This window comes from Tolypothrix sp. PCC 7712 (assembly GCF_025860405.1).
Lineage (GTDB): Bacteria > Cyanobacteriota > Cyanobacteriia > Cyanobacteriales > Nostocaceae > Aulosira > Aulosira diplosiphon.
Genome location: NZ_CP063785.1, coordinates 985260 through 1008370 on the forward strand (window position 1 = coordinate 985260; position 23111 = coordinate 1008370).

The 23111-nt window shown below is 38.9% G+C and carries 16 protein-coding genes and 1 pseudogene; 12 read left to right on the forward strand and 5 right to left on the reverse strand.

The window, feature by feature from the left end; genetic code table 11:
* Positions 1-686 precede the first annotated feature (686 nt).
* Positions 687-2666: a primary-amine oxidase gene (locus tag HGR01_RS03835; protein WP_045872105.1), complete on the forward strand. Its 1980-nt coding sequence runs from the start codon at positions 687-689 to the stop codon at positions 2664-2666.
* A gap of 68 nt (positions 2667-2734) precedes the next feature.
* On the opposite strand, the gene HGR01_RS03840 is transcribed toward HGR01_RS03835, so the two are convergent.
* Positions 2735-3439, reverse strand: coding sequence for a Uma2 family endonuclease (locus tag HGR01_RS03840; protein WP_045872106.1), 705 nt, complete (start codon positions 3437-3439; stop codon positions 2735-2737).
* A gap of 399 nt (positions 3440-3838) precedes the next feature.
* On the opposite strand from HGR01_RS03840, the gene bchB reads away from it, so the two are divergent.
* The 3 genes and pseudogenes from bchB to HGR01_RS03855 form a co-directional block, all read left to right on the forward strand.
* On the forward strand, positions 3839-5365 hold the full coding sequence (gene bchB, locus HGR01_RS03845) for a ferredoxin:protochlorophyllide reductase (ATP-dependent) subunit B (RefSeq protein WP_045872107.1): 1527 nt from the start codon (positions 3839-3841) through the stop codon (positions 5363-5365).
* Positions 5366-5597: 232 nt separating this feature from the next.
* A complete protein-coding gene (locus tag HGR01_RS03850) occupies positions 5598-5939 on the forward strand; it encodes a hypothetical protein (RefSeq protein WP_045872108.1) in 342 nt (113 codons plus the stop codon).
* Positions 5924-6031: pseudogene (locus HGR01_RS03855) on the forward strand (hypothetical protein); the annotation flags it as partial. The gene HGR01_RS03850 and the pseudogene HGR01_RS03855, both read left to right, overlap by 16 nt.
* Positions 6032-6195: 164 nt before the next feature.
* Here the strand turns inward: HGR01_RS03855 and HGR01_RS03860 are convergent.
* A complete protein-coding gene (locus tag HGR01_RS03860; RefSeq protein ID WP_045872151.1) occupies positions 6196-7770 on the reverse strand; it encodes an NB-ARC domain-containing protein in 1575 nt (524 codons plus the stop codon).
* Positions 7771-8246: 476 nt separating this feature from the next.
* On the opposite strand from HGR01_RS03860, the gene HGR01_RS03865 reads away from it, so the two are divergent.
* The 8 genes from HGR01_RS03865 (at position 8247) to HGR01_RS03900 (ending at position 18228) form a co-directional block, all read left to right on the forward strand.
* Complete coding sequence (locus tag HGR01_RS03865; RefSeq protein ID WP_045873514.1) at positions 8247-10979, forward strand: TnsA endonuclease N-terminal domain-containing protein; 2733 nt, start codon at positions 8247-8249, stop codon at positions 10977-10979.
* A 2-nt stretch (positions 10980-10981) separates the two neighbouring features.
* Positions 10982-12151: an ATP-binding protein gene (locus HGR01_RS03870; RefSeq protein ID WP_045873515.1), complete on the forward strand. Its 1170-nt coding sequence runs from the start codon at positions 10982-10984 to the stop codon at positions 12149-12151.
* A gap of 5 nt (positions 12152-12156) precedes the next feature.
* Complete coding sequence (locus HGR01_RS03875; RefSeq protein ID WP_045873516.1) at positions 12157-13737, forward strand: TniQ family protein; 1581 nt, start codon at positions 12157-12159, stop codon at positions 13735-13737.
* Between the two features lie 180 nt (positions 13738-13917).
* Complete coding sequence (locus tag HGR01_RS03880) at positions 13918-14652, forward strand: hypothetical protein (RefSeq protein ID WP_045872702.1); 735 nt, start codon at positions 13918-13920, stop codon at positions 14650-14652.
* Between the two features lie 7 nt (positions 14653-14659).
* Positions 14660-14974, forward strand: a complete 315-nt coding sequence (locus HGR01_RS03885; RefSeq protein ID WP_045872701.1) for a hypothetical protein — start codon at positions 14660-14662, stop codon at positions 14972-14974.
* A gap of 27 nt (positions 14975-15001) precedes the next feature.
* Positions 15002-16150: an ATP-binding protein gene (locus HGR01_RS03890; RefSeq protein ID WP_045872700.1), complete on the forward strand. Its 1149-nt coding sequence runs from the start codon at positions 15002-15004 to the stop codon at positions 16148-16150.
* A gap of 405 nt (positions 16151-16555) precedes the next feature.
* A complete protein-coding gene (locus HGR01_RS03895) occupies positions 16556-17839 on the forward strand; it encodes a tetratricopeptide repeat protein (protein ID WP_045872698.1) in 1284 nt (427 codons plus the stop codon).
* Positions 17840-17865: 26 nt separating this feature from the next.
* Positions 17866-18228 carry a hypothetical protein gene (locus HGR01_RS03900; RefSeq protein WP_052335325.1) on the forward strand — a complete coding sequence of 121 codons (363 nt, stop codon included), beginning with the start codon at positions 17866-17868 and terminating at the stop codon, positions 18226-18228.
* Between the two features lie 319 nt (positions 18229-18547).
* Here the strand turns inward: HGR01_RS03900 and HGR01_RS03905 are convergent, their stop codons facing one another.
* From HGR01_RS03905 to HGR01_RS03915, 3 genes are read right to left on the reverse strand one after another with little or no spacing between them, the layout of a single operon-like run.
* The gene (locus HGR01_RS03905; protein WP_045872697.1) at positions 18548-20710 is read right to left on the reverse strand and encodes a serine/threonine-protein kinase; all 2163 of its coding nucleotides are present in this window, start codon (positions 20708-20710) and stop codon (positions 18548-18550) included.
* A complete protein-coding gene (locus HGR01_RS03910) occupies positions 20679-20831 on the reverse strand; it encodes a hypothetical protein (protein ID WP_168161015.1) in 153 nt (50 codons plus the stop codon). The genes HGR01_RS03905 and HGR01_RS03910 overlap by 32 nt, the downstream gene beginning before the upstream one ends.
* A gap of 12 nt (positions 20832-20843) precedes the next feature.
* Positions 20844-22532: a serine/threonine-protein kinase gene (locus tag HGR01_RS03915; protein WP_045872696.1), complete on the reverse strand. Its 1689-nt coding sequence runs from the start codon at positions 22530-22532 to the stop codon at positions 20844-20846.
* Positions 22533-23111 lie beyond the last annotated feature (579 nt).

Here is a 23111-nt window from a genome sequence, read left to right on the forward strand (position 1 = left end):
TTGGTGTTTGGGATTGGGTGTTTGGTGTTTGTGTTCCCCTTCACCCATTACCCATTACCAATCCCCAATTCTATACTACATCGTAGTATACAAGTAGCACAGGGTTTAATTAAATATAGTGCTGTCGGTTCGCCATTATTAGAAACTCAACCATACTACAAAGATTATTTGAACCTTTATATGGTCATTTTCTTAAAGATTATGCGCCATACGCTTGGTAATTTGTAATTCGTAATTCGTAATTCGTAATTTAGAGGTAGTAGCGTGTCTAGACTAAAATAGTGCATTGTTCAAACTCTTGTGGGATGGGCATCTTGCCCGTCCTGGGCGGACAAGATGTCCACCCCACAAGAAAATTATATTGCCACATTTTAGTCTTGTCAGTCCAGTAGGGTGTGTTACGCCGTCGGCTAACGCACCTTTAATTTTCGATTATACCCCATGAAATAATGTTGACGACACCAATATATTCTAGAGGGCAAGGCACTGCCTTGCCCTTACAATCTGTCGCATTGTTTTTTTTAATTGATATGACATTTTGCAAATTCAAATAAATCTATTCGGTTTACCAACATAATCTAGGAATATAGATAAAATCAGTTCTCCAAAATTCTTGTATCCAAATTTCGTAATTACGAACTACGAATTATGAATTGGTACTCTATCTTCCTATAAATATCTAAAGAATGATTAAGAAGTTGCGGTTCTTTAGTTTAGCTATAGCCATTATTATCTTCACGGTTGGCGCTTTAGGTTCTAGGGAAATGTTACTTGCACAACAACCTGTGATTTCCCATCCTTTAACAGCGTTAACATCAGCAGAAATTGAAACAGCAGTGACGGTGGTGAAGAAAGATAAAAATCTTACTGACAAAGCTGTATTTCCCTTAATAACTTTGCAAGAACCAAATAAACAAGAAGTTATTAATTTTACACCTGGTAAATCTTTTCAGCGTCAAGCTTTTTTGGTAGCGTATGAAACAGAAAAAAATCAAACCTATGAAGCTGTAGTTGACCTGAAAACTCAAATCTTGAGTTCTTGGAAACAAATACCTAACGCCCAACCTGCAATAATTAATTCAGAATATGGTCTAGCCGCAAAAATTGTAAAATCTGATCTCCAATGGCAAGCAGCAATGCAAAAACGGGGAATTACAGATTTTGACAAAGTTAAAATTAATTGTTGGGCAGCGGGGATTTTAACTGATAGCGAAACGGCTAAAGGTAAGCGTATTTGTCGCGCTTTATCTTACTATAAAGGTAAACATTGGAACTATTTTGCTAGTCCGATTGAAGGTGTGCTGGCTACTGTTGATTTAAACACAGGTAAAATCGATAGTTTTATAGACAACGGGGTAGTACCTTTATCTCAACAAAATTGGAATTACGATATCCAATCTTTAGGTAAATTACTTTCTCCACCCAAATTATTAAAAATTCTCCAACCTCAAGGTACTAGTTTCCGAATACGAGGTAATACAATTAGTTGGCAAGGTTGGAATTTTCGCTATTTGATGCATCCTCGCAGTGGCTTAGTTCTTTACCAAGTAACTTATGATGACGGGGAAAAAGTTCGCCCAGTTTTATATCGCGCTAGCCTATCAGAAATGGTAGTGCCTTATGGTCATCCTAATTTTACCTGGGCTTTTAGAAATGCTTTTGATGTGGGGGAATATAACTTTGGTTCTCTCGCCACTTCAATGGAGTTAGGTAAGGATATTCCCGAAAATGGCTTGTTATTGAATGCGGTGATGGCTAATGAACAGGGAGAACCTTACGAAATGCCAAAGGTAATTGGCATTTATGAACGAGATAATGGGCTGTTGTGGAAACATTATGAATACAACACCCAGAAAAATTATGTCCGTCGTAACCGCGAATTAGTGCTGACCATGACGGCGGCGGTGGATAATTATGATTACAGCCTGAATTGGATTTTTCACCAAGATGGCAGTTTAGAAATTGAGAATGATTTAACAGGAGTTGTTTTAGTACAAGGGACAGCAGCGGACAAACAGTCTCAAGATAATTCCTATGGACGACTGCTAGCGAAGAATATATTCGGGGTAAATCATCAACACTTTTTCAACTACCGCCTAGATATGGATGTAGACGGACAGGCTAATTCTGTGATGGAAATGAATGTGCAAGCCTTACCACTGGATAATCATAATTCTCTGGGAAATGCGATCGCAGTTACAGATACTCCCTTAACTACAGAAAAAGCTGCTGTGCGCGATTTGGATATGAAACACAGCCGCGAATGGATGATTGCTAACGCCAAACGCCAAAATACTATAGGCACTCCCCCAGCATATATGCTGATGCCAGGCGGTAATACGATATTCTTCCCTGTAGAAGGTTCTAAGATTCGAGAAAAAGCTGGCTTTGCGACACACCATGTTTGGGTGACAAAATATCAGCCAAATGAACTCTACGCTGGCGGCGATTATCCGAACCAAACTCAACCAGGAAAGGGCTTACCGCAATATATTGCCAACGATGAACCTTTAACTGGTGAAGATATCGTACTTTGGTACACAATGGGCGTTACCCATATTCCCCGCCCCGAAGATTGGCCTGTGATGCCAACGCACCAAGTTAGCTTTAAACTTGCTCCTAGAGGATTTTTTAGCCGTAATTCTGCGATTAATTTACCTGAATGAACGTCAACAGAGAACAGTATCTTGCCCACAAAAGTCTATAGTGTTTCCTCAAAATTACGAATTACGAATTAAGAATTAGGTAGATTATCAGGATCAACGCCTATTGAGCGTAGGTACTGGGCTAATTGTTCAGCACGTTGTCGTTCTTGCTGTGCTTGTTCTTCTGGGGTTAAATAGCGATCGCCTTTTTCGTCATACCATGACAATAACTCTTGGGGAATCCCAGCAACTACACCTTGATATCTGCCAATCCCTAAACCGATTTCGCTCATCCAGTAGGGTTCACCTATCTGCAATTGATACTTACCATCTACCAACTTATACACTTCAAATGGTTGATGTTGGTCGCGTCGCCAAAATTCTGGATTGTAAATCACGTAGTACAATACGCCCAGTTTGGTGTATATCTCCATCTTTTCGTCATATTCACCCCCTGGCGTATGGGATACCATTTCTAAGGTGAGGATAGGAACTACTTCGTTTTCTTCCCAAACTGCGTAACTTTTGCGTGATTTCCCGCCTTTTTTCCTTTCTACTCCCACACTCAAAAATGCATCTGGCACTACTGGTACTCTAGGATTAATACCTGTGGTGTGATAAACTCCCATATCTACGCCAAAGTACCAATCCATTCTTGTTGCCCATATCGAGTTGAGTAAGAACAGGAGAATATTAGGCAACAAATTCTGATCTTCGTTATCCACGGGCGTATCGTCGCTACAAGGCAATTCATCTGTGCTTGGTAACGCATTTTTGAGATTGTGGGACAGCATAGTCGTTATCTCACGGGCGTTCAGTTTTTTAATTATAGGCTTTAGGTGATTTAGTAATTGATTTAAGGGATTTTCAAGTAAAAAAATATTGCATTTTTATTGTTGGTTATTGACAGTTAACAGTTAACAGTCATCAGTCAACAATTAATGTTTAATGAAAGGTTGCAGAAAATAAAGATTTATGTCACTTAAACAACATCAATATTGTTTAAATTAGGCTCTAAACCCCAGATGGTACAGGAGTTTGGGCGATCGCAGTTGTCGTGAAACTTAATAATTTCCCCATTTTATAAGGGCTACAAGTTTTGAGAGAATCAGACAACGATGAGAAAACCAGCAATCATAAGTCCATCTGTTAACGGACTCTGTGTTATTTCAGTTTAAAAGGGAGAAAACTTGATGAAATTGGCTTACTGGATGTATGCAGGGCCAGCGCACATTGGTACGCTGAGAATTGCCAGTTCTTTTAAGAATGTCCATGCCATCATGCACGCCCCACTAGGCGATGACTATTTTAATGTCATGCGCTCCATGCTATCGCGGGAAAGGAACTTTACTCCGGTAACAGCCAGTGTTGTAGATCGCAACGTTTTAGCACGTGGTTCTCAAGAAAAGGTGGTAGAAAATATCACCCGCAAAGATGCCGAGGAACACCCAGATTTAATTGTCTTAACTCCCACCTGCACTTCTAGTATTCTGCAAGAAGACTTGCACAACTTTGTCGAACGGGCACAAATAGAATCGAAAGGCGATGTCATGTTAGCGGATGTGAACCACTACCGCTATAACGAACTGCAAGCAGCCGATCGCACTTTGCAACAAATAGTGAAATTCTACATTGAGAAAGCCCGCAAAAAAGGCGAACTACCAGAAGGCAAAACTGCAAACCCCTCAGTCAATATCATCGGGATTTCTACCCTGGGTTTCCACAACCAGCATGATTGCACCGAACTGAAAAGGCTGATGGCTGATTTGGGAATTGAGGTGAACACCGTGATTCCTGAAGGCGCTTCTGTCAACGAATTGAAGAAGATGCCCCAAGCTTGGTTTAACCTAGTACCTTATCGCGAACTCGGTTTAACAACAGCGCGTTACCTGGAAGAACAATTCGGCACTCCTTACGTAGACATTACCCCAATGGGTGTTGTAGAAACTGCTCGTTGTATCCGAAAAATTCAGCAGGTAATTAACGCTCAAGGTGCTGAGGTAGAGTACGAAGAGTTCATCAACGAGCAAACTCTGTATGTATCGCAGGCTGCTTGGTTCTCCCGTTCCATTGACTGTCAAAACTTAACTGGTAAAAAAGCCGTCGTGTTTGGTGACAACACCCACGCCGCCGCCATGACTAAGATTTTGTCACGGGAAATGGGGATTCACGTTGTTTGGGCGGGAACCTACTGCAAATATGATGCAGACTGGTTCCGCGAACAAGTGAGTGAATATTGCGATGAGGTTCTCATTACCGACGATCACGGGGAAATTGGCGATGCGATCGCCCGCGTCGAACCTTCCGCCATCTTCGGTACACAAATGGAACGCCACGTTGGTAAGCGCTTGAATATTCCCTGCGGCGTAATTGCTGCACCCATCCACGTGCAAAACTTCCCCATTGGTTACAAACCATTCTTGGGTTACGAAGGTACAAATCAGGTCACAGATTTAATCTACAATTCCTTTACTTTAGGAATGGAAGATCATCTGTTAGAAATCTTCGGTGGACACGACACTAAAGAAGTGATTACCAAAGGAATTTCTGCCGAATCTGATTTGAATTGGACAAAAGATGGTTTAGCAGAACTGAACAAAATTCCGGGATTTGTGCGCGGTAAAGTGAAACGCAACACCGAAAAATTTGCACGCGATCGCGGCATTAAAGATATCAATTCTGAAGTGCTTTACGCTGCAAAAGAAGCTGTAGGCGCTTAATTGAATAGTTGAATTCAGAAAATTCAGGGTGAAGAGTAAGAGATACTTTTTACCCTGATTTTTTTAACTATAAATATAGTGGCAAAACTTAAATTATAAGATACAGCAAACCTAAATTTTATTTTTACCCTTTGGGGAACGACTTCATCGAACTTGTACTACCCTGTGGAAAGCCTTTCCGCGACGCGTTTCGTGGTAATAATTTTTAGCTCACGACATATCTGAGATTGCTATGGCAATAACGATAAAACTAATGGCTGATTATGGGTGCGACCCTTTATGGTGGGCAGATGCTGATAAAGTTGGTAATATCGATCCAGCAAAATTGCCCCTCAGTCAAGAAACCATAAATCGCCTAAAAAATTGGGCTAGTGATTATAATGCAAGCTTAAACTGGCAAGATCCTGCTAACTCACCAGATTTAAGTCCAGAAGCTGAAGCAGCTTTTGAGGAAGAAGGAATTAACCTGTGGAAGCAACTACAAACAGAGTTAGCACCTAATTATCAAGTTATCTATTTCAGCGAGTTACTAGGTAAAGTGATAGTGCATCCCAGTGAGTGCGCGGTAAAGTGAAACGCAACACCGAAAAATTTGCGCGCGATCGCGGCATTAAAGATATCAATTCTGAAGTGCTTTACGCTGCAAAAGAAGCTGTAGGCGCATAGTTTTGCGACTATAGCAGATTGCTCAATCAGGTTCGGTTAAGAATTTTTCTTCATAATGTTTTGGAGACGCGATTAATCGCGTCTCTACTAAAATTTACTTGTGGTAATTCCACATCCTGTGAATAATCTTGGGAGATAGGAAGACGAGAAAAATCGTACTCAGTTTAATTTACTTGTAGTTGGATTAAGAGATTGATTAAATTTCCCTCCGCATATCCCGCGAGTACTTGCAATTCGGCTTCTCTTAATTTTTTAAGAATAAGACGAAATTTCTGTTCTATAACTTTTTTAGTCTGATTTTTGCATAAATATTCTACTACTGGTTTTAATAGCATCTGGATTTGATGTTCTCGGATGTAATCAGGTACGGAAGCTTGAATAATCGTATGAGTTCTCAATAAATCTAATTCGCTACTTTCTAACTCATTAATGATTTTGTGAATGAAAAGATTGCTCACATATTCCATCACCACATTTTGTAGCGTCAGACCTTCATCAGTAGATTGAATTAAACAACGTCGTGATAGAGAATTCAAAGCTTCTCGAACTTCCTTTGCAGATAAACCCAAAACATCCTCAATTAAATCATTTTCCAACACTGGTTGACGATAAATTGCTAACCAATACATTAAAGATTGTTCTGGTTTAGATAATCTTTGAAACTGTTGTGTCAATAAATCTTCAATATCATCAAAAACCGTAGTTTCCGAATTTAAAAAAGCTCTAATATCTCCATTAAACAGCTTTTTAATTGTTGCTGGCACAATTTGTAAAGCCAAAGGATTACCGTGATAATGCTTTACCAAATCTTTAATATCTTCTGCACAACCAGTTATTCCCCTCGCAGTCAAAATTTCTGTTGCTGACTCCAAACCTCCCAACTCCCAAACCCGCACAGGTAAACTTTCCCCCGCTAATCGTCGCACTTCTAGAAACTGTTCACGACTAGTTAACAGCAAACAACTTTGATGCTGTGATTCTCCCACCTGGCGAAATAACTCACCATAACCTGCATATCCTTGGAGATAGCAACCCGTAGAAGCACCACCTTGCAAAATTGATTCCCCATTATCGAGGATTAGCAAACAACGGGAAGTATTTAAATATTCGATAAGTCGCGTGATTTTTTCCCCTAAACTTTCCGGTAAATCAACTTCTTGCTGCGGGGAAAGAAACCGCACCACATCCGCAATGATTTTTTCTACCGTCGGTGCTTCTCGCAGACTGCGCCAAATAATGTAGTCAAATTCCCCACTTACCTCCTCCGCTAATTTTTTCGCCAAAGCAGTTTTACCCACACCACCCATCGCCAAAATACTCACCAGGCGACATTTATCGTTAATTAGCCATTGTTTTAATTGGGTTCGTTCTATACTTCTATCGTAGAAAATTGGTATATTCGGCGCACCATCCCAGTCATACTGAGAAATCGGTGATGATTCATCTGTCTTTTTCGCGCTTTCAACTTCATCCTCAGTCTCAACAACCTCCTCCCAGTCTAGGTTCAGAACTTGGCAAAAAGCCTTGAAATATACAGGTTTAACTGGTTTACCCCATAGAAAGCGTTTCCAAGTCCCAATCGACACAGTTGCAGGAACAAGATTTTTACCATTTTTCACTGGCGCTATAAAATTACTTGCCTCTTCCAGCCATTCTTCTCGGTCAATGGCTATTTCTCGTGAATTCCGCGCTTGTCTGATTTGCTTTAGCCCTGTTGGGGATGATTTTAAGCTCCGCATTGTTACTGATTGTTGTTGTGGTTTCAAGTACATTTACGGAACACTACACAGTGGGGTGTAACTGATCCGGAATTGTGCTTGCGACTTTTCAGTAACTTCATGGATGATGGTGATGTGAAAAGATACAGAGTGTCGGTGGAAGGATAATATTGCCAAAAATGTCACCATAATATTGCCACGACAAAGCTCAAAACATTTATTCTGTCGTTAATCACTGATGCCAAAAATTTGGCAATTGGAATGATAATACTGCCGAAAACTAAAAATGGAACAATAAGCGTGCCAAAATTGTTAAATTAGATGACTCGTTCAAAACGCTTTTGTAGCTAGAGGTACAATTAATAACACATCAGATCCCGTGCAATGGCTTGAGTCATCATCGGCTACTGTTTCTCGCAATTAATTAGTGTTTGCTACTTCTGACGTGCCATTGTTATAGACTGCATGTCTAACTCAAGTTTCAGGGAGTAAGAAAAATGCTCACCGATTACGAGTTTAAAAAATGGTGTAGCGACCAAAAATTATCAAAATTATCAATCTTAACTCTTACGGATATTCGGTCTAGTGAGCCAGCGCGACGAGTTGGGGGTGGAAGAAAGAATGTTTCAGGTTTTTATCCCAGCAAAAAGAATCAAAAAAGCATTCAATTTGAGTCTCATAAAGTCGAGCTTCCCTTTATTTATGAACTAGAGCATGATGAGTCGGTTCTGGAATATTACGACCAACCTCCGGCATTTAAAATAAATTACCAGTCCAAGTCGGGAAGAAATCTTGGATTTTTCTATACCCCGGACTTTTTCGTTATCAGAGCTTCGAGCGCTGGGTGGGTAGAGTGTAAAACAGAAAAAGAATTACAAAAGTTGCTTGTCAAACAGCCTCATCGTTACAGCTTTAATAGTGATGGTTGTTGGTTATCACCACCTGCTTTATCGTATGCCGCACAATTTGGATTTGATTTTCAAATTTTTTCAGATGCTAAAATTAATTGGATTTTATACCGCAATCTAACATTTTTAGAAGATTATTATCGTGCTATTGATGAATCCAAAAATCTGAGGGATAGGTCAGACGAGTTAATTGAAAATATTGTTCGTTCCCAACCAGGGATAACGCTGAATCAATTGCTTGACAATAAGTTAGGAATTAGCGCCGACTCGATTTATTTTTTAATTGCTAGCGAGCAGATTTATATAGATTTAGGGGCGTGCTTACTAGTTGAGCCAGAACAATGCCAAGTTTTTTGTGACCGAGAGTATGCTTCTTCCCATAAATCGATATTTTTGTCATTGCGAAGTGCAGATACAATAACTCTTCCAGTCATAAATTTAGTTCCCAAAGAACAAATAAACTGGAATGGTCAAATCTATACATTGATAAAAGTTGGTCATACACAAATTACTCTGCGCTCTGAATTAGGAGAGTTGATTGACTTACCAGTTACCGAACTAGAGAGTAAAATTCGGCTGGGTCAAATAACAGTTAATAAACAGATGTATGCTGGCAGTAACCCCGACGAATTAAATTCAATATTAAGGGGTGCAAGCCAAAAAGATTTAGAAGATGCTAACCGACGTTACAGAAGTATTGAACCAATATTGTTAGGTCAAAAAATAGAAAATCCAACAGTCCCAGAACGCACTTTAAGGGATTGGCTAGCCAAATATAAACAGGCTCAACAACAGTACGGCTACGGCTATATTGGGCTTTTAAATCACTCCCATAAAAAAGGGAACCGCAACCGGAAGTTACCCGAACAAATCTTAGAATTAATCAATGAATTTATTACGCAAAGCTACGAAACCCACAAACAAAAACGCAAGTACGAGGTATATGGAGCTTTTTGTAATGCTTGCGTCAATGCAGACATTCCAGACGACCAAATTCCTAGCTATAAAACATTTATTAGCGAGATAAAAAAGCGTAGTGGTTGGCAGCAAACTTGTAGCAGAGAAGGACATAGAGCTGCTTACCCACAACAATCGTTTTACTGGGAATTAGAGCTAACAACACCAAAACACGGAGATAGGTCTTTAGAGGTTTGTCATATTGACCACACAAAATTGGACATAGAGCTACGATGTTCACATACAAACCAAGTACTTGGCAGACCTTGGGCTACATTTCTGGTAGACGCTTACAGCAGAAGAATATTAGCAGTTTATTTAACTTTTGACCCTCCGAGTTACCGCAGTTGCATGATGGTACTGCGGATTTGTGTAATGCGCTACTCACGTTTGCCCCAAATCATAGTCACAGACAACGGTAAAGAATTCCACAGTACCTACTTCGAGAGCTTGTTAGCTCTGTTTGAATGCACGCTCAAACACCGTCCCCCTGCTGCATCCCGATTTAGTGGCGTTTGCGAGCGTTTATTTGGAACAGCTAACACTCAATTTGTTTATAACTTAGCTGGTAACACGCAGATTACCAAAAAAGTCAGGTTGATGACCAAAACAGTCAACCCTAAAAATCTAGCAATTTGGACTCTTGGGTTATTGTATCTGTATCTTTGCGAATGGGCTTACTCAGAATATGACACAACAGAACATCCAGCTTTAGGGATGTCTCCTTCTGACGCATTTAATCAAGGTATGGCAAAGTATGGATTAAGAACTCACCGACTCATACCCTGGGACGAAAACTTGAGAATTTTAACTTTACCAACAACACAATCACAGAAAGTAAAAGTTCACCCAGTCCAAGGGATACAAATTCGAGGAATTCATTACTGGAATTCGGCTTTCCGCGACCCTAGTATTCACAAAACGTATGTGGCAATAAGATACGACCCATTTGATATTGGGATTGCTTATGCCTATGTTCGTGGTCAGTGGATTGAATGTATTAGCGAATATTATGCAGCTTTTAAAGGGCGTTCAGAAAAAGAGATTTGGCTGGCAACAACTGAGTTGCAAAAACGTAAAACCAATCATCATCAAGAATTTAAAGTTCGAGCCAAAAAATTAGCAGAATTTCTTTCATCAGCAGAAGCAGAAGAGGTTTTACTTGCACAACGTCTCCGAGATAATCAAGGAAAAGAAGTATTTAAACTCATTGAGTGTGAAAGAAATAAAATTCAATTTCATGAATCATTAAATTTGATAGAAACAGTAGCTTTTGAGTCAAGTGAAAATCACAATTCAGAATCAGTTCAAGTAGAAAGCGTTACTCAAATACCTACTAAACTCCAAATTTTTGATTCTTATTAATCATGTCTAATCAAAAGCATTTTCCCACAGCATTACTGACACAATCAACGACGGAAAAGCTATTGTACTTCGACAATTATACAATGGCACACCCTCGGCTAGAAGAAGCCTTCAATTTTCTCAAACTGGCGGTTAGTAATTCTTCGGAATCACGAATTATCTTTATTTATGGTCCAACAGGGGTTGGCAAAACTACCCTACGTTTACTAATTGAAAAGTGGTTAGTTGAGTCGAATTTACCGCAACTCGAAATTGACCCAGGTTGCTTACCATTCGCATCAGTTGAGGCAGTGGTTCAAAAATCAGGGGTATTTAACTCGAAAGACCATATTAAGCGCTGCTTATTTGCCCTTAATGAACCATTAATTGAACATAAGATAGACTACGGCACACGAGGTATTTATCGGAACAATTCGGGGCAAATTGTGATTGAGTCAAAAGTTATTGAAACAGATTTAGGATGGGCGTTAGAGCAAGCTCTTAAACATCGCAAACCCAAAATATTTTTTATTGATGAAGCTCATCATATGCTAATGGTAGCCTCTGGACGCAAGCTAACAGATTTACCTGAAGCTATAAAGTCATTAGCTAACAGAACTGGAGTTGTACATGGTCTAGTAGGCACATACGAATTATTGACCCTACATGATGTTGGCGACCAGTTAAGCCGACGTAGTGTTTACTTACATTTTCCCCGTTACCATGCTGATATAGAACAAGACAGAGAAGTATTCCAAAGTGTGGTTTGGGGTTTTCAACTAAGGATGCCATTACAGCAAGAGCCTGATTTAGTATCACATTGGGATTACTGTTATGAGCGAAGTTTGGGTTGTGTAGGCATTCTTAAAAACTGGTTTCAGAACGCATTGTTCGATGCAATTAATGAAGGATCTGACTCTGTTGAGCTTAAACATCTAGAACGTCGCGCCTTATCGGTTGCCCAATGTCGAAACATCCTCAAAAAAATTAAAGAAGGAGAGAATAATCAGGCACAAATTGAGGGAGAAGTTCAGCAACTGCGTGCGGAATTGGGCTTACCAATAAAATCTGCGCTAATTGATAACGACATTAAACAAGTTGAGATTCAACCACAACAGAGTAACTCAACTTTGAGAAAAGTGCAGTCTAAAGTCGGACAACCATTACCTAAGCGTCGTCAAGTAGGAACTTGAGTGATATGTCCACATTAACCCTAAAACTTTACCCATCGTGGGATACGCAAAAATCTCCGATTCCACCAAGAAGCCGTTTGTATAATCTAGAGCCAATTGGTATAGGGACTCCTTATGTAGAAAGTTTAACAAGCTATGTCATTAGACTAGCTGAACAACATTGCATCACTACTAGAAGGCTACTGATAAAGGAAATTGCCCCATTTATGGGTAGAGAACCGAAATTATCAAACTTAAGAAATGAAAGAAATGAAAGTATCGGCAAAATACTTGGAGTTAATAGAGATAGAACAGCAACTAATGGAACGGGCTTAATGGCAACTAATTTAGTACGTGCAATGTCCATCCTGACGAAACGAACAGACTTATATTTTCTTACCCTTAGACCTTGGGAAAAGGTGCTTTCTAAAAGGGATTTACTTCGCCATGAGCGTGTTTGGTGTCCTTCTTGTTACCAAGAATGGCGTGATACTAACAAAAGTATTTATGAGCCACTTCTTTGGTGTATTAATGTAGTTCAGATTTGTCCAATCCACCACCATCCTTTTTTATCAGTGTGTCCCCATTGTTTGAATCAACAACTTGTACTTTCTGGTGATTCTCAGACCGGACACTGTAATAAATGCGGTAAATGGCTGGGGAGTTACCGATACAAAAGTGGTGGAGTCAACCAAATGAAAAAAGCGGATGAAATTGCTTGGCAACTTTATGTGAATCACGAATTGGGAGAATTAATCGCATCTGCACCCACTATCATATCTCCGATTGATTCAAATCGGATTAGTCAGACAATTTCTAATTTTATTAATCAAGCATTTCAATCAAATCAAGCTGCTTTATCTCGCGCTATTTCAGTAAATCAAGCAACAATTGGTTCATGGTGTAAAGGAAAAGTAATACCTCAAATAGATAAACTTTTGCTACTAAGTCATCAGATGAGAATCAAATTGCTTGATTTTTTAACAACAGATATTTTATTTTTTGATAATATTGCTTGTGGCTCATCAACAAATCAAGCCGAACAACCAAGAAAGTCCTATAAAAGAATCAATTCCGAGAGAAAGCAAGTTTTAAATATAGTTCTTCAAGAAGTAATTAATGAGTACCCACCACCTTCTTTAGAAGATGTCGCGTTTCGTCTAAAACATTATCCGCTTTGTTTACAGAATCATTTTCCCGAATTATGTCAAATAATAAAAGTTAGACACGCTGATTATAAAAGCGTGAGTAGACAGCAAAAAATTCAACCTATTCTCGAATTAGCACTTCAAGAATTTCCACCTCCTTCATTCCTAGAAATTTCTCGACGACTAGGTTACAAAAATAACAGCTATTTATACAGATATTTTCCTGAACTTTCTCGTTCTATCTCCAAGCGTTACCAAGAATACAATAATGCAATTGGTAAGAAAAAAAGAGAACTTGTATGCCAAGAAATACAAAATGTTGCTCAATTGCTTCATTCACAAGGACAAAAACCTACACAACGTCGGGTTACTCAACTTCTTACCAAGCCGGGAGTGATGCGTAACCTTTGGGTGAGGTCTTACTTACGTGAAATTCGGCAGTCTCTTGGCTATGATTAACACATTTGGCAACTGAGTACAACCTATGCTTAGGATTAGAAGTATAATTTTGCCGAAGTTAATTGGAAGCATAAGCAAGCCATTCCGGCAATATTATCCTTCCACCGACACAGAGTGATTTGTAAAGGGTGTAGCCCCTGGTGACAGCTTCGCTATATCTACGCCAATAGGAGTGAAACAATGCTACTAGATTGGTTAGTTAATGGCTTACCAGAATTTTCAAAGCCGAAAGATGAAAACAGTAACAAAATAATTGGTGATTTCCAAAAACTATTACCACGTATTATGGGTATATCAGAAGTAATTGATAGCATAAATTACGATGAAACTATCAAATATTTTAAATTAGAGCGACCATCTGATAAAAGAGTTCAAAAAGGTGTAATTATTCGCCAAAATCATTATCAGGGTACTTTGCTAATAGCACAACTCTTCTTGGATAAAAATGATCGGATAGTTTTGCGCTCAGATGGAACTCCCTATGGAAAAAAGTTAGTACTTGAAAGATTAGATGCAAAATTAGATAAGTCTTTCGGTACTTATGACTTAATTTTTGTGGAATTAGAAAGTAATAAATCGCAAATCTATGAGTTAAGTCAATCGATATTTTCTCATTTCAGTCAACAATTACAAGAAATTGTGACAGTACCGGATATCTTACCTGTAATGACTTATGAATCAGCCATTAGGTATTTTGTTACAGAACGTCCAGAAGATACAACCATAGAAAAAGGAGCTATTCTTCGTCAACCTCATTCACGAGGTCAACTTATAATCCAGGTTTTTTTAAACAATGATAATAAGTTAGTTTATCGTCATGATAGAAAACCTTATGGTCGTCAGATAATATCTAAAGAATTAGATGACGAACTATTAGAAGCTTTTGATGGCAAAAATATCATTATTGTGGAGTAAATATATTATGGATCCATTTACTATATTTATTTTAGGTTCCGCACTATTAGGAGTAGGAGCAGGAATTGCGATATTTGTTGCTATCTTAACTTTTTCAATACTTACTGAATGGTTTCAAGAACACGAAGCTATTGCGACTAAAGAAGAGAATATAGCTGTGACAGTAGAAAATGCAATTGAAAATGGAAAAGCAACTACTGTACAAGGTATTTTTAATAAAAATAAGAAGGAGTTCGTTCAAAAACGTGTAATAGAGCATAACAAAGTTGACCAAGAGGTACGCGATCTTCATCGAAATAGTAAGGTTGTAATTTGGCAGTAAAGTAATACATTCATTATTGATTAACAAATGAACTCATCCAACAATATTCTAATTCAAGGTATTCCTGATAGTATACCTGAGCCAATAGCTGCTATTTTTCGCTCTAGACTATTGAATGCAACCAATAAGTTTATAGATGAAACTGGTCTAGAAAGTATCAAAGTAACTGTTGGTGATGCAAAAACTTTACAGAACACGGAAGTAAAACAATATAACTCCATCGCAGAAAGTGAAAGTAATCAGGAAAAGGCTAGTAACGATTTATCAACACAAGAACGTGCTTGTAGATATAAAGCTCAAGAACCACTATTTGCTTTTGAACAATTAATAGTGCCTAAAGAAGTAGAAGAAGACTTACTTTTAGCTGTTGACTTAATTCACTTAGAAGCAAAAGTCTTTGATGAATGGGGTTTGCGAAAAATAGAGCCATTTCCACGTACAGCACTTAATTTCTATGGAGCACCTGGAACAGGAAAAACTTTGTCAGCACATGCTATAGCATCCAAAATAAATCGACCGATTTTAGTTGCTAGCTATGCTCAGATTGAAAGTATGTATCATGGTGAGGGACCAAAAAATGTTGAAGCAATTTTCCTTGCAGCAGAACGAGAAAATGCTGTGTTATTTATAGATGAAGCAGATTCCTTACTATCTAAGCGACTAACAAATGTAACGCAAGGCTCAGAACAAGCTATCAACTCGATGCGTAGTCAGTTGTTAATTTGTCTAGAGAAATTTCGTGGAGTCGTAATATTTTCTACAAATCTTGTTGAAAACTACGATAAAGCATTTGAAACACGGGTGCGTCATGTTCGTTTTCCAATGCCGGATGAAAAATGCAGACGAGAAATTTGGAAGCGACATCTCCCCGAACAAATGCCATTAGAAAAAGATGTCACTTTTGAAAGACTTGCCCAAGTTGATGATGTTTGTGGTAGGGACATAAAAAATGCTGTTATTGATGCAGCAATGAGAGCAGGAAGACAAGAGAAAAGAAGTGTTGCAGTTAGTGATTTACTTAATTCTATTGAGCGAATTAAAGCAGCACGTATTCAAACCAACTCTGAATCACAAAAGCTACAACCCGAGGAAGAAGAGAAAGTGAGAAATCAGGTACTAGAAGCTTTATCTCAGCAAGCAAAACAACAAAATGGTGCAGATAATTATATAAACTAAAAACTAAAAATTATTAGTGATTTATAAAGTAGATAGGCATAAACAAATACAACTAGCAACATCAGTAATTTATAAATACTAAAAAATTATTGATTAACACGGTTATATTATTTTATGCTGTCTTACTTTTATTGTTGATTCTTTATAAATATTTTTATCGAAATAAAATGCAGTTTTTTATAATTATATTTCGTATGCCAATAGGTTTGATAGGTCTATTTATTAGCATAATATTCTGGACTACAATTTTTATTTCGGAAACAATAATTGTTTTTATTTGTTTTCCTATAGCAGCAATTTTCAGTAGTCGTATTCATATAGAATCTTCTTTTATAGGTAATTATCCTAATTCAAATCCGATTGAAAATATTAGCGAAAATATACAAAATATTTGGGGATGGGTTTTTGATACATGGTAATCAAAAAAGATTAATAAATAATAATTTTAACTTTATAATAATGTTCTCCAACGAAAACAATAATGCAGCCTTATCCATTGCTGGGCTAGCTGTAGTCGCAACTGGAATATGGACAATTTTCACTAACTCCAATAACTCAAATAGCGACCAAATTCAAACGCAAATTCAAGCTTCATTTAATCAAGCAGTCGCATTAACTCAACAAGGAAACTATTATCAAGCAACCCAGATATTCTTCCAGATTCTGCAAACCAATCCTCAACACGCACATACCTATAACTATCTTGCTTGGATTTACGCAATTCATAACTTTCAACTCGATCAAGCACTTGCATTTGCAAACAAAGCTGTTCAACTAGCAACTAATCATATTGATAAAGCTTGTTTTATTGACACACTTGCAGAAGTTTATGCTTGTAGACAAGAATTGGATACAGCAATAAAATTATCTCTAGAATACTTAAATATACTTCAAAGTATTAATCAATATCCCAGTCAACCAACAACTTATTTCCGTTTAGCATCGTGCTATCGAGTCAAGCAAGATTTTCGTAGCGCTTACAATGTTATTCAACAAATATTACAATCTAATAATCTCGGCGCAAGAGACTATGCCACCATTGGCGATATATTTTATATGATGGGAAATACCGTTTTGATGAAAGGAGTTTATCATGACGCTATCTATCATTATAATAATGCTGAAATTCAATATAAACATGCAATTCAAGTAGCTGGTAATCAAAATATTCCCCAAGGTATTTTATTATTTCAGCTAAGTCGTAATATTGGAGACAAGGGTGTCGCTTTTTATTACCTAAAAGATTATCATAATTCTAAAATAACGCATCAGGAAGCATACCAAATATATCCTTATAATCCTTATCCACCAGTTAATTTAGCGCTAATAGCAGCACGAGATAAAAATTATCAAGAAATGCTTTGTTGGTTAGGGATTGCAATGCCTTATATTGTTGATAATCCTCCTTTCATTCAACAAGGACATCTCATCTCAACTATGCTGAATGATTTGGATTTTTATGAATACAGAGATGATGTTTTAGGTTTACTTTTAAATCATGGCAAAATTAATTCTCTAGACTATCAACGATATTTAAAAAATTGGATGGAGCAAAAATCAAGCCCTACACATCAGTTGGCTAACTTCTCTCAGCAAAATTTCTATGCCGAGGTTACAGGTGTCGCTGGGAATGTAGAAGGAAATTTTATGTATCAGCCTCAAAGTACTTGTGAAAAAACTAAAAACTAATAAATTGATGATCAGGAGATAATTTTATGTCAGATAATTTCAAAGTACAAATGAATATGAATCAGGCAACTATTTCCGGTGGTGTCGCTGGGAATGTTGAAGGCGATTTTAACGTTAACCAAACAAAAAATAATTTATCCGAAGCAGCAGCAGAAATCCAACAGCTACTTAACCAATTATCCCAAAGCTACCCGACAACCACAACAGCCGAAAAAATGACGGTAGCAAGTGCAGCAATTCAACACATAGAAAATAATCATGCCCTGCGTCAACGAGTACTCAGCGCGTTAAAAACTGGTGGTATCCAAGCATTAGGACAAATACTAAATCACCCCGCAGCTACATTTTTAATTGCTGCTTTGGAAGATTGGCAAAAAAGCCACAATTAGGGACTTCCAAATAAAAAATATCCCAGTATTTATTGTGGGGTAGATATCTTGTCCGCCCAGTTTATGTGGCAGGCAAGATGCCCGCTCCACAAGATGGAATAATTTATTTCTTGGAGATCCCTTAAATCATACCATTTTGAAAAAAGAACGCGACAGATGAATAGTAGGGGCACGGCATCCACAATCTTTTGGTATAGTCAATTATCTTATTGGTGCCGTGCCCCTATAAAGCATTTATCTGGCGCAAAAATCATTTGAATTGGTACAATTCAAAATTCCTCATTAAATTACGAATTACGAATTACGAATTACCAATTCTCTAAGGTGTACTTGTCGGCGTAGGCGTAGCCGTCTCTGTTGGTGTCGGCGTAATTGTTTCCGTGGGCGTTGGTATAGGTGTTTCGGTAACTGTGGGTGTGGGTGTTGGGGTTGGGGGAGTAGGAGATTCGGCTTTGATGCTGAGTTCATAATCTGCTGATTGTGAGGCTGTGGAAACAACCACAAACTCATAAAAGCCATCTTCTGGGAGTTTGATTGATAAACTCCGTTGCGTTGAATCTTGTAAAAATTGGATTTTGCCGGAGGGGGAATAAATTGATAATAAAACTTTGGTATTGGCTTTTAAATTCGCTGTTAAAGATTGTTCTTTAACTAATTGAGCGATGTAGACTTTGCCATTACTAGGAGAAAGAGTACCACTAACAGATTTACTAACAGTACCTTGATCAAAAATTATTTTCTCAAAAGCGCTTCCAGCTAAAATGGCGCTGAGTTTATCACTCACAAACCCATACCAAACTTGTCCAATTGGTTTATCAATAAAAGTTTTGTTGCGCTGGTTAGGAAAGGCTGCAAAGAAAGCTACATCACCTAAATCATATAAAGAACGGCTACCAACATTTACTTGGTTAACTTCCACTTTCCAGCGATCGCGTTCTGCTGATGTGTAGGTTCCTAGCTGCTGGCGGGCTTTGGCGCTGAGTAGGGCTAGTTTGTCTAAAGTTTCTGCGGCTTGTTTATCCCATTGTGCCCGTAAACTCTCATCTTCTGGCCCATCGCTGAGGGTTCTTCCCTGTAAACTGGGGTTTTTCTCCCAGAACAGCTGATTTACCAAATTCACGTAAAAGTTATAGTCTATCCCCAATTGTTGACGGCGATCGCGCAATCTATTTTTGCGTTGCTGTTCTGCTTGGGAATACTGGGGTGCGGGTGTGGTGGGGGTTGCTGTGGGTGTGGGTGTCACTCCGCCAAGATTACCACCGTCCGATTGAATTAAATTTTTCACTCCCCACAAACCAACTCCCGCCAGACTCGCCCCTAATAGCACTGCTAAAACAGTCTTGACGGGTGATGAAGAATTTTGAGGTTCCGGGGAACGAACAGGAACAGGGGGAGGGGGAGATGGTGAAATCGCAATAGTTCCCGATTCAGTTGGTTGTGTAGGACGTTGAATGGGTGGTTGAATTGGTGGTTGAATTGGCGGTTGAGTCGGTGCTTGAGTTTGTGCGTTCCCAATAGTCACTACCGGGGAGTTCAGCAGTTGTAAAACTTGATGCGCCGATTGATAGCGATCGCCTGGTCGGGGCGATAACATTTTATTGAATAATTGTCCTAAAGCTGGGCTGAGTCTAACTTCGCGTTCCCATTGCCAACTGAGGGTATAAGTATCAATTAAATCGTTTGGCTGTTTACCTGTCAGTAAAACTAACATAGTAGCCGCCAAAGCATATAAATCGCTGTGGGGAGACACCAAACCAGTTTGCATTTGTTCTGGAGGTGCAAATCCCACTTTACCCAGGAGAGTGGGTGAGGGTGGAGAGCCGACAACACCCGGCTGATAATATTGGGAAGCTACAGTGGCGACTACTTGCTTTACACCACCAAAATCAATTAATACTGGCAGTTGATCGCTTTTGCGAAGAATTAAATTATCTGGGGAAATATCGCGATGAATAACTCCCAAGGAGTGAATGTACTCCAACACCGGGAGAATTTGCTGTAAAAGTTGGCGAATTTCCGCTTCCGTAAACCGCAAACCTTGCTGCTGACGATTATTTAATAGAGAACTATAAGTTTCTCCTTCCACATAATCTTGCACCAAAAACAGGTATTCTTTCCCACCCAAATTGATGCGAAACAATTCCCGAAAACGGGGAATTTGGGGATGTTGTAGCTGATAAAGAACACTAGCTTCGCGCTGAAACAGTTCTTCCGCCTTTTGTAAAACATAAGCCGTTTGTACTTGCGGCGAAAACTCCTTTAAAACACACAATTCACGGAATCTATTGATATCCTCCGCCAAATAAGTGCGCCCAAAACCACCTTGTCCAATTTGATGCAAAATCGCATAGCGATCGCCTAAAATTTTTCCCGCTTGGATACTATAATTTACAGGCTGATCTGCTAGCTTTTCGCCACAATTGTGACAAAAACGACTACCAACCGGATTTTCATGTCCTTGAGAGCAATACACAGAAGGCATATAAAATTAGTTTATATTCATAGGGCATGGGGCATTGAGAGTACTGAGTGCTGAGTTCTGAGTCAGGAGTTATAAAGTTATTCGCTTTTTCTCTTCCCAGTCCCCAGTCCCCAGTCCCCAATCCCCGATACCCCTAATTGCCAGATTTTACTTTACTTACTTGATCGGCTGCGATCGCATACCAAATTTGACCATAGGTTTGTTGATTGAGTTTCCCACGCTGTTGACCGGGAAACAACCGATCAAATTTAGCATAGGTATCTTTTGTTAGTTGATTCAGGGTGTAATTACCAAATTCACCGTTGCTGGCTTGTCGCCTCCAGGTATCGAAATCTTTTTGACTGTAGCTTCCTAGTTTACGACGAGCGGCTGAATTGAGATTGGCTTGTTCCAATTTTTGCAACAGGTTTTCTGCAATCCCGTTCCAATCATCTCGGAATCGCGCATCTTCGGCGCTAGAGGTAAGGCTACGCCCTTGTAATTCTGGATGTTTTGTATAAAACAAGTTATCTACCATCCGGATGAAAAAGCCTTCGGGAATTTCCAGTTGTTGACGGCGACTTAAAATATCGCTGATGCGGCTTTTTCCTTTGTCGCTAACTGGCTGACCAATGGGTAAAGAAATCGAGGGAATTGATGGGACAGAAATTGAAGATACCGCCCGAATTACACCATTGACTACCGCGAACGTACCAGCAACAATTAACCCTACTGCAGCCGTTCCTCCCAAGCTGACAATAAAAGGACGTAACCAAACCGGAGCAGGTATTTTATTACTAATTAATTGCGTTTGGCTCTTGATTTTACTAACAATTTTATTAGTCTGTTTACCTTGTTTACCTCCCGGAGCGACAATCATTGTCTTAAGTTTGGTAATGTAAGAGTTTGGTGGTTTGGTAGACATTTTTGTAGGTAACTCTTTCAAGACTTGATTGGCATTTTGGTAGCGAGCATTAGGTTGATAAGCTAACATCTTTTTAAATACTGCTTCCAATTTAGGACTGACTTTGATTTCTTTGCCCCAACGCCACATTCCTTGATAACTATCATAAAGCCCTTGTGGTTCCTTACCTGTAATCAACACCAAAGCTGTTACTGCTAAGGAGTACAAATCACTACTAAAAAATACTTTACCTTGTCGTAATTGCTCCTCTGGTGCATAGCCTGTTTTACCTAATAAAGTATTATTAGCCGCTAACTGCGTAAACCAAAACCCTTGAGATGCAGGTAATTGTTTCACACCCCCAAAGTCAATTAAGACTGGTAAATTATCAGAACGCCGCCAGATTAAATTATCGGGAGAAATATCGCGGTGTACTACATCTTTTGAGTGGAGATAAGCTAATACAGGTAAGATTTTTTCTAATAATAAAAGTACTTCTTCTTCAGTAAAAGTTTTGCCTTGGCTTTGGCGCTGTTCCAATAGCTGATAATAATTATCACCGTCTATATAATCTTGAACTAAAAAGAAAAAATCCCTACCGCCTAACTTCTCTTGTAGCGAAGCATGAAACTTGGGAATTTGTGGGTGCTGGAGTTTTGTTAGTACATTTGCTTCTCTCTCAAACAACTCCTTAGCTTTCTGTAAATCTTGCGGTTCTTCTACCTGGGGTGCAAATTCCTTCAGCACGCATTGCTGATCCCCTTGATTTTTATCCTCTGCCAAATAAGTACGCCCAAAGCCACCTTGACCGAGTTGACGTATAATTTTATAGCGTTTATCTACCAGCTGCCCTACAGGCAAAGGCAATGGTTCACCGCAATGAGTACAAAAACGGTTACTGCCATTATTTACGTGTTGTTTAGTGCAATATACCTGCATGGCGCTGAGGGATAGATAAGGATTTTTAATAAATTGCTACAAGAGGCTAGGCCCCATTTACAGAAATTGTCGCAACTTCTACCTTGAATCAGCAACAGGCGAAAAGTTTCCTTACATGTATTTAGTCGGAGAGACGCGATTAATCGCGTCTCTACAAAAGCTACCGTAGGGTGTGTTGTCGCGTAGCGCAACGCACCGCGAACCATTAAATATTTAAGGTGCGTTAGCCTACGGCATAACACACCCTACTGGCGTGTCTAGCCTTAAATGTTGCAATAAAGATGAATTTTATCCGCGTTTATCTGCGTTTATCTGCGTTTATCGGCGGTTAATTTTTTCTAACCTAACGCACTATTTTAGCCTTGCCAGGCCACTACGTTGAATTTTGGTCTCTTAATATAGGTTGAACTTTTTTGCATTTAATGCAACATCGTGCAGCGTTAAGGCTTAATGTTATAACTTTAATGCAATATCGTGCAGCATTAAGGGTTAATGTTGTAACCTAAAGGCAAAACCTTTGACCATTAAGGGTTAATGTTATAACTATCATGCAACATCGTGCAGCATTAAGGGTTAATG

What these genes read in the sequence shown, in the direction of transcription:
- HGR01_RS03885 (WP_045872701.1), top strand. Translation starts at nt 14,660, where the DNA reads ATGGATCCATTTACTATATTTATTTTAGGTTCCGCACTATTAGGAGTA.
- HGR01_RS03890 (WP_045872700.1), top strand. Translation starts at nt 15,002, where the DNA reads ATGAACTCATCCAACAATATTCTAATTCAAGGTATTCCTGATAGTATA.
- HGR01_RS03905 (WP_045872697.1), bottom strand. Translation starts at nt 20,710, where the DNA reads ATGCCTTCTGTGTATTGCTCTCAAGGACATGAAAATCCGGTTGGTAGT.
- HGR01_RS03860 (WP_045872151.1), bottom strand. Translation starts at nt 7,770, where the DNA reads ATGCGGAGCTTAAAATCATCCCCAACAGGGCTAAAGCAAATCAGACAA.
- HGR01_RS03900 (WP_052335325.1), top strand. Translation starts at nt 17,866, where the DNA reads ATGTCAGATAATTTCAAAGTACAAATGAATATGAATCAGGCAACTATT.
- HGR01_RS03850 (WP_045872108.1), top strand. Translation starts at nt 5,598, where the DNA reads ATGGCAATAACGATAAAACTAATGGCTGATTATGGGTGCGACCCTTTA.
- HGR01_RS03865 (WP_045873514.1), top strand. Translation starts at nt 8,247, where the DNA reads ATGCTCACCGATTACGAGTTTAAAAAATGGTGTAGCGACCAAAAATTA.
- bchB (WP_045872107.1), top strand. Translation starts at nt 3,839, where the DNA reads ATGAAATTGGCTTACTGGATGTATGCAGGGCCAGCGCACATTGGTACG.
- HGR01_RS03915 (WP_045872696.1), bottom strand. Translation starts at nt 22,532, where the DNA reads ATGCAGGTATATTGCACTAAACAACACGTAAATAATGGCAGTAACCGT.
- HGR01_RS03875 (WP_045873516.1), top strand. Translation starts at nt 12,157, where the DNA reads ATGTCCACATTAACCCTAAAACTTTACCCATCGTGGGATACGCAAAAA.
- HGR01_RS03835 (WP_045872105.1), top strand. Translation starts at nt 687, where the DNA reads ATGATTAAGAAGTTGCGGTTCTTTAGTTTAGCTATAGCCATTATTATC.
- HGR01_RS03880 (WP_045872702.1), top strand. Translation starts at nt 13,918, where the DNA reads ATGCTACTAGATTGGTTAGTTAATGGCTTACCAGAATTTTCAAAGCCG.
- HGR01_RS03870 (WP_045873515.1), top strand. Translation starts at nt 10,982, where the DNA reads ATGTCTAATCAAAAGCATTTTCCCACAGCATTACTGACACAATCAACG.
- HGR01_RS03840 (WP_045872106.1), bottom strand. Translation starts at nt 3,439, where the DNA reads ATGCTGTCCCACAATCTCAAAAATGCGTTACCAAGCACAGATGAATTG.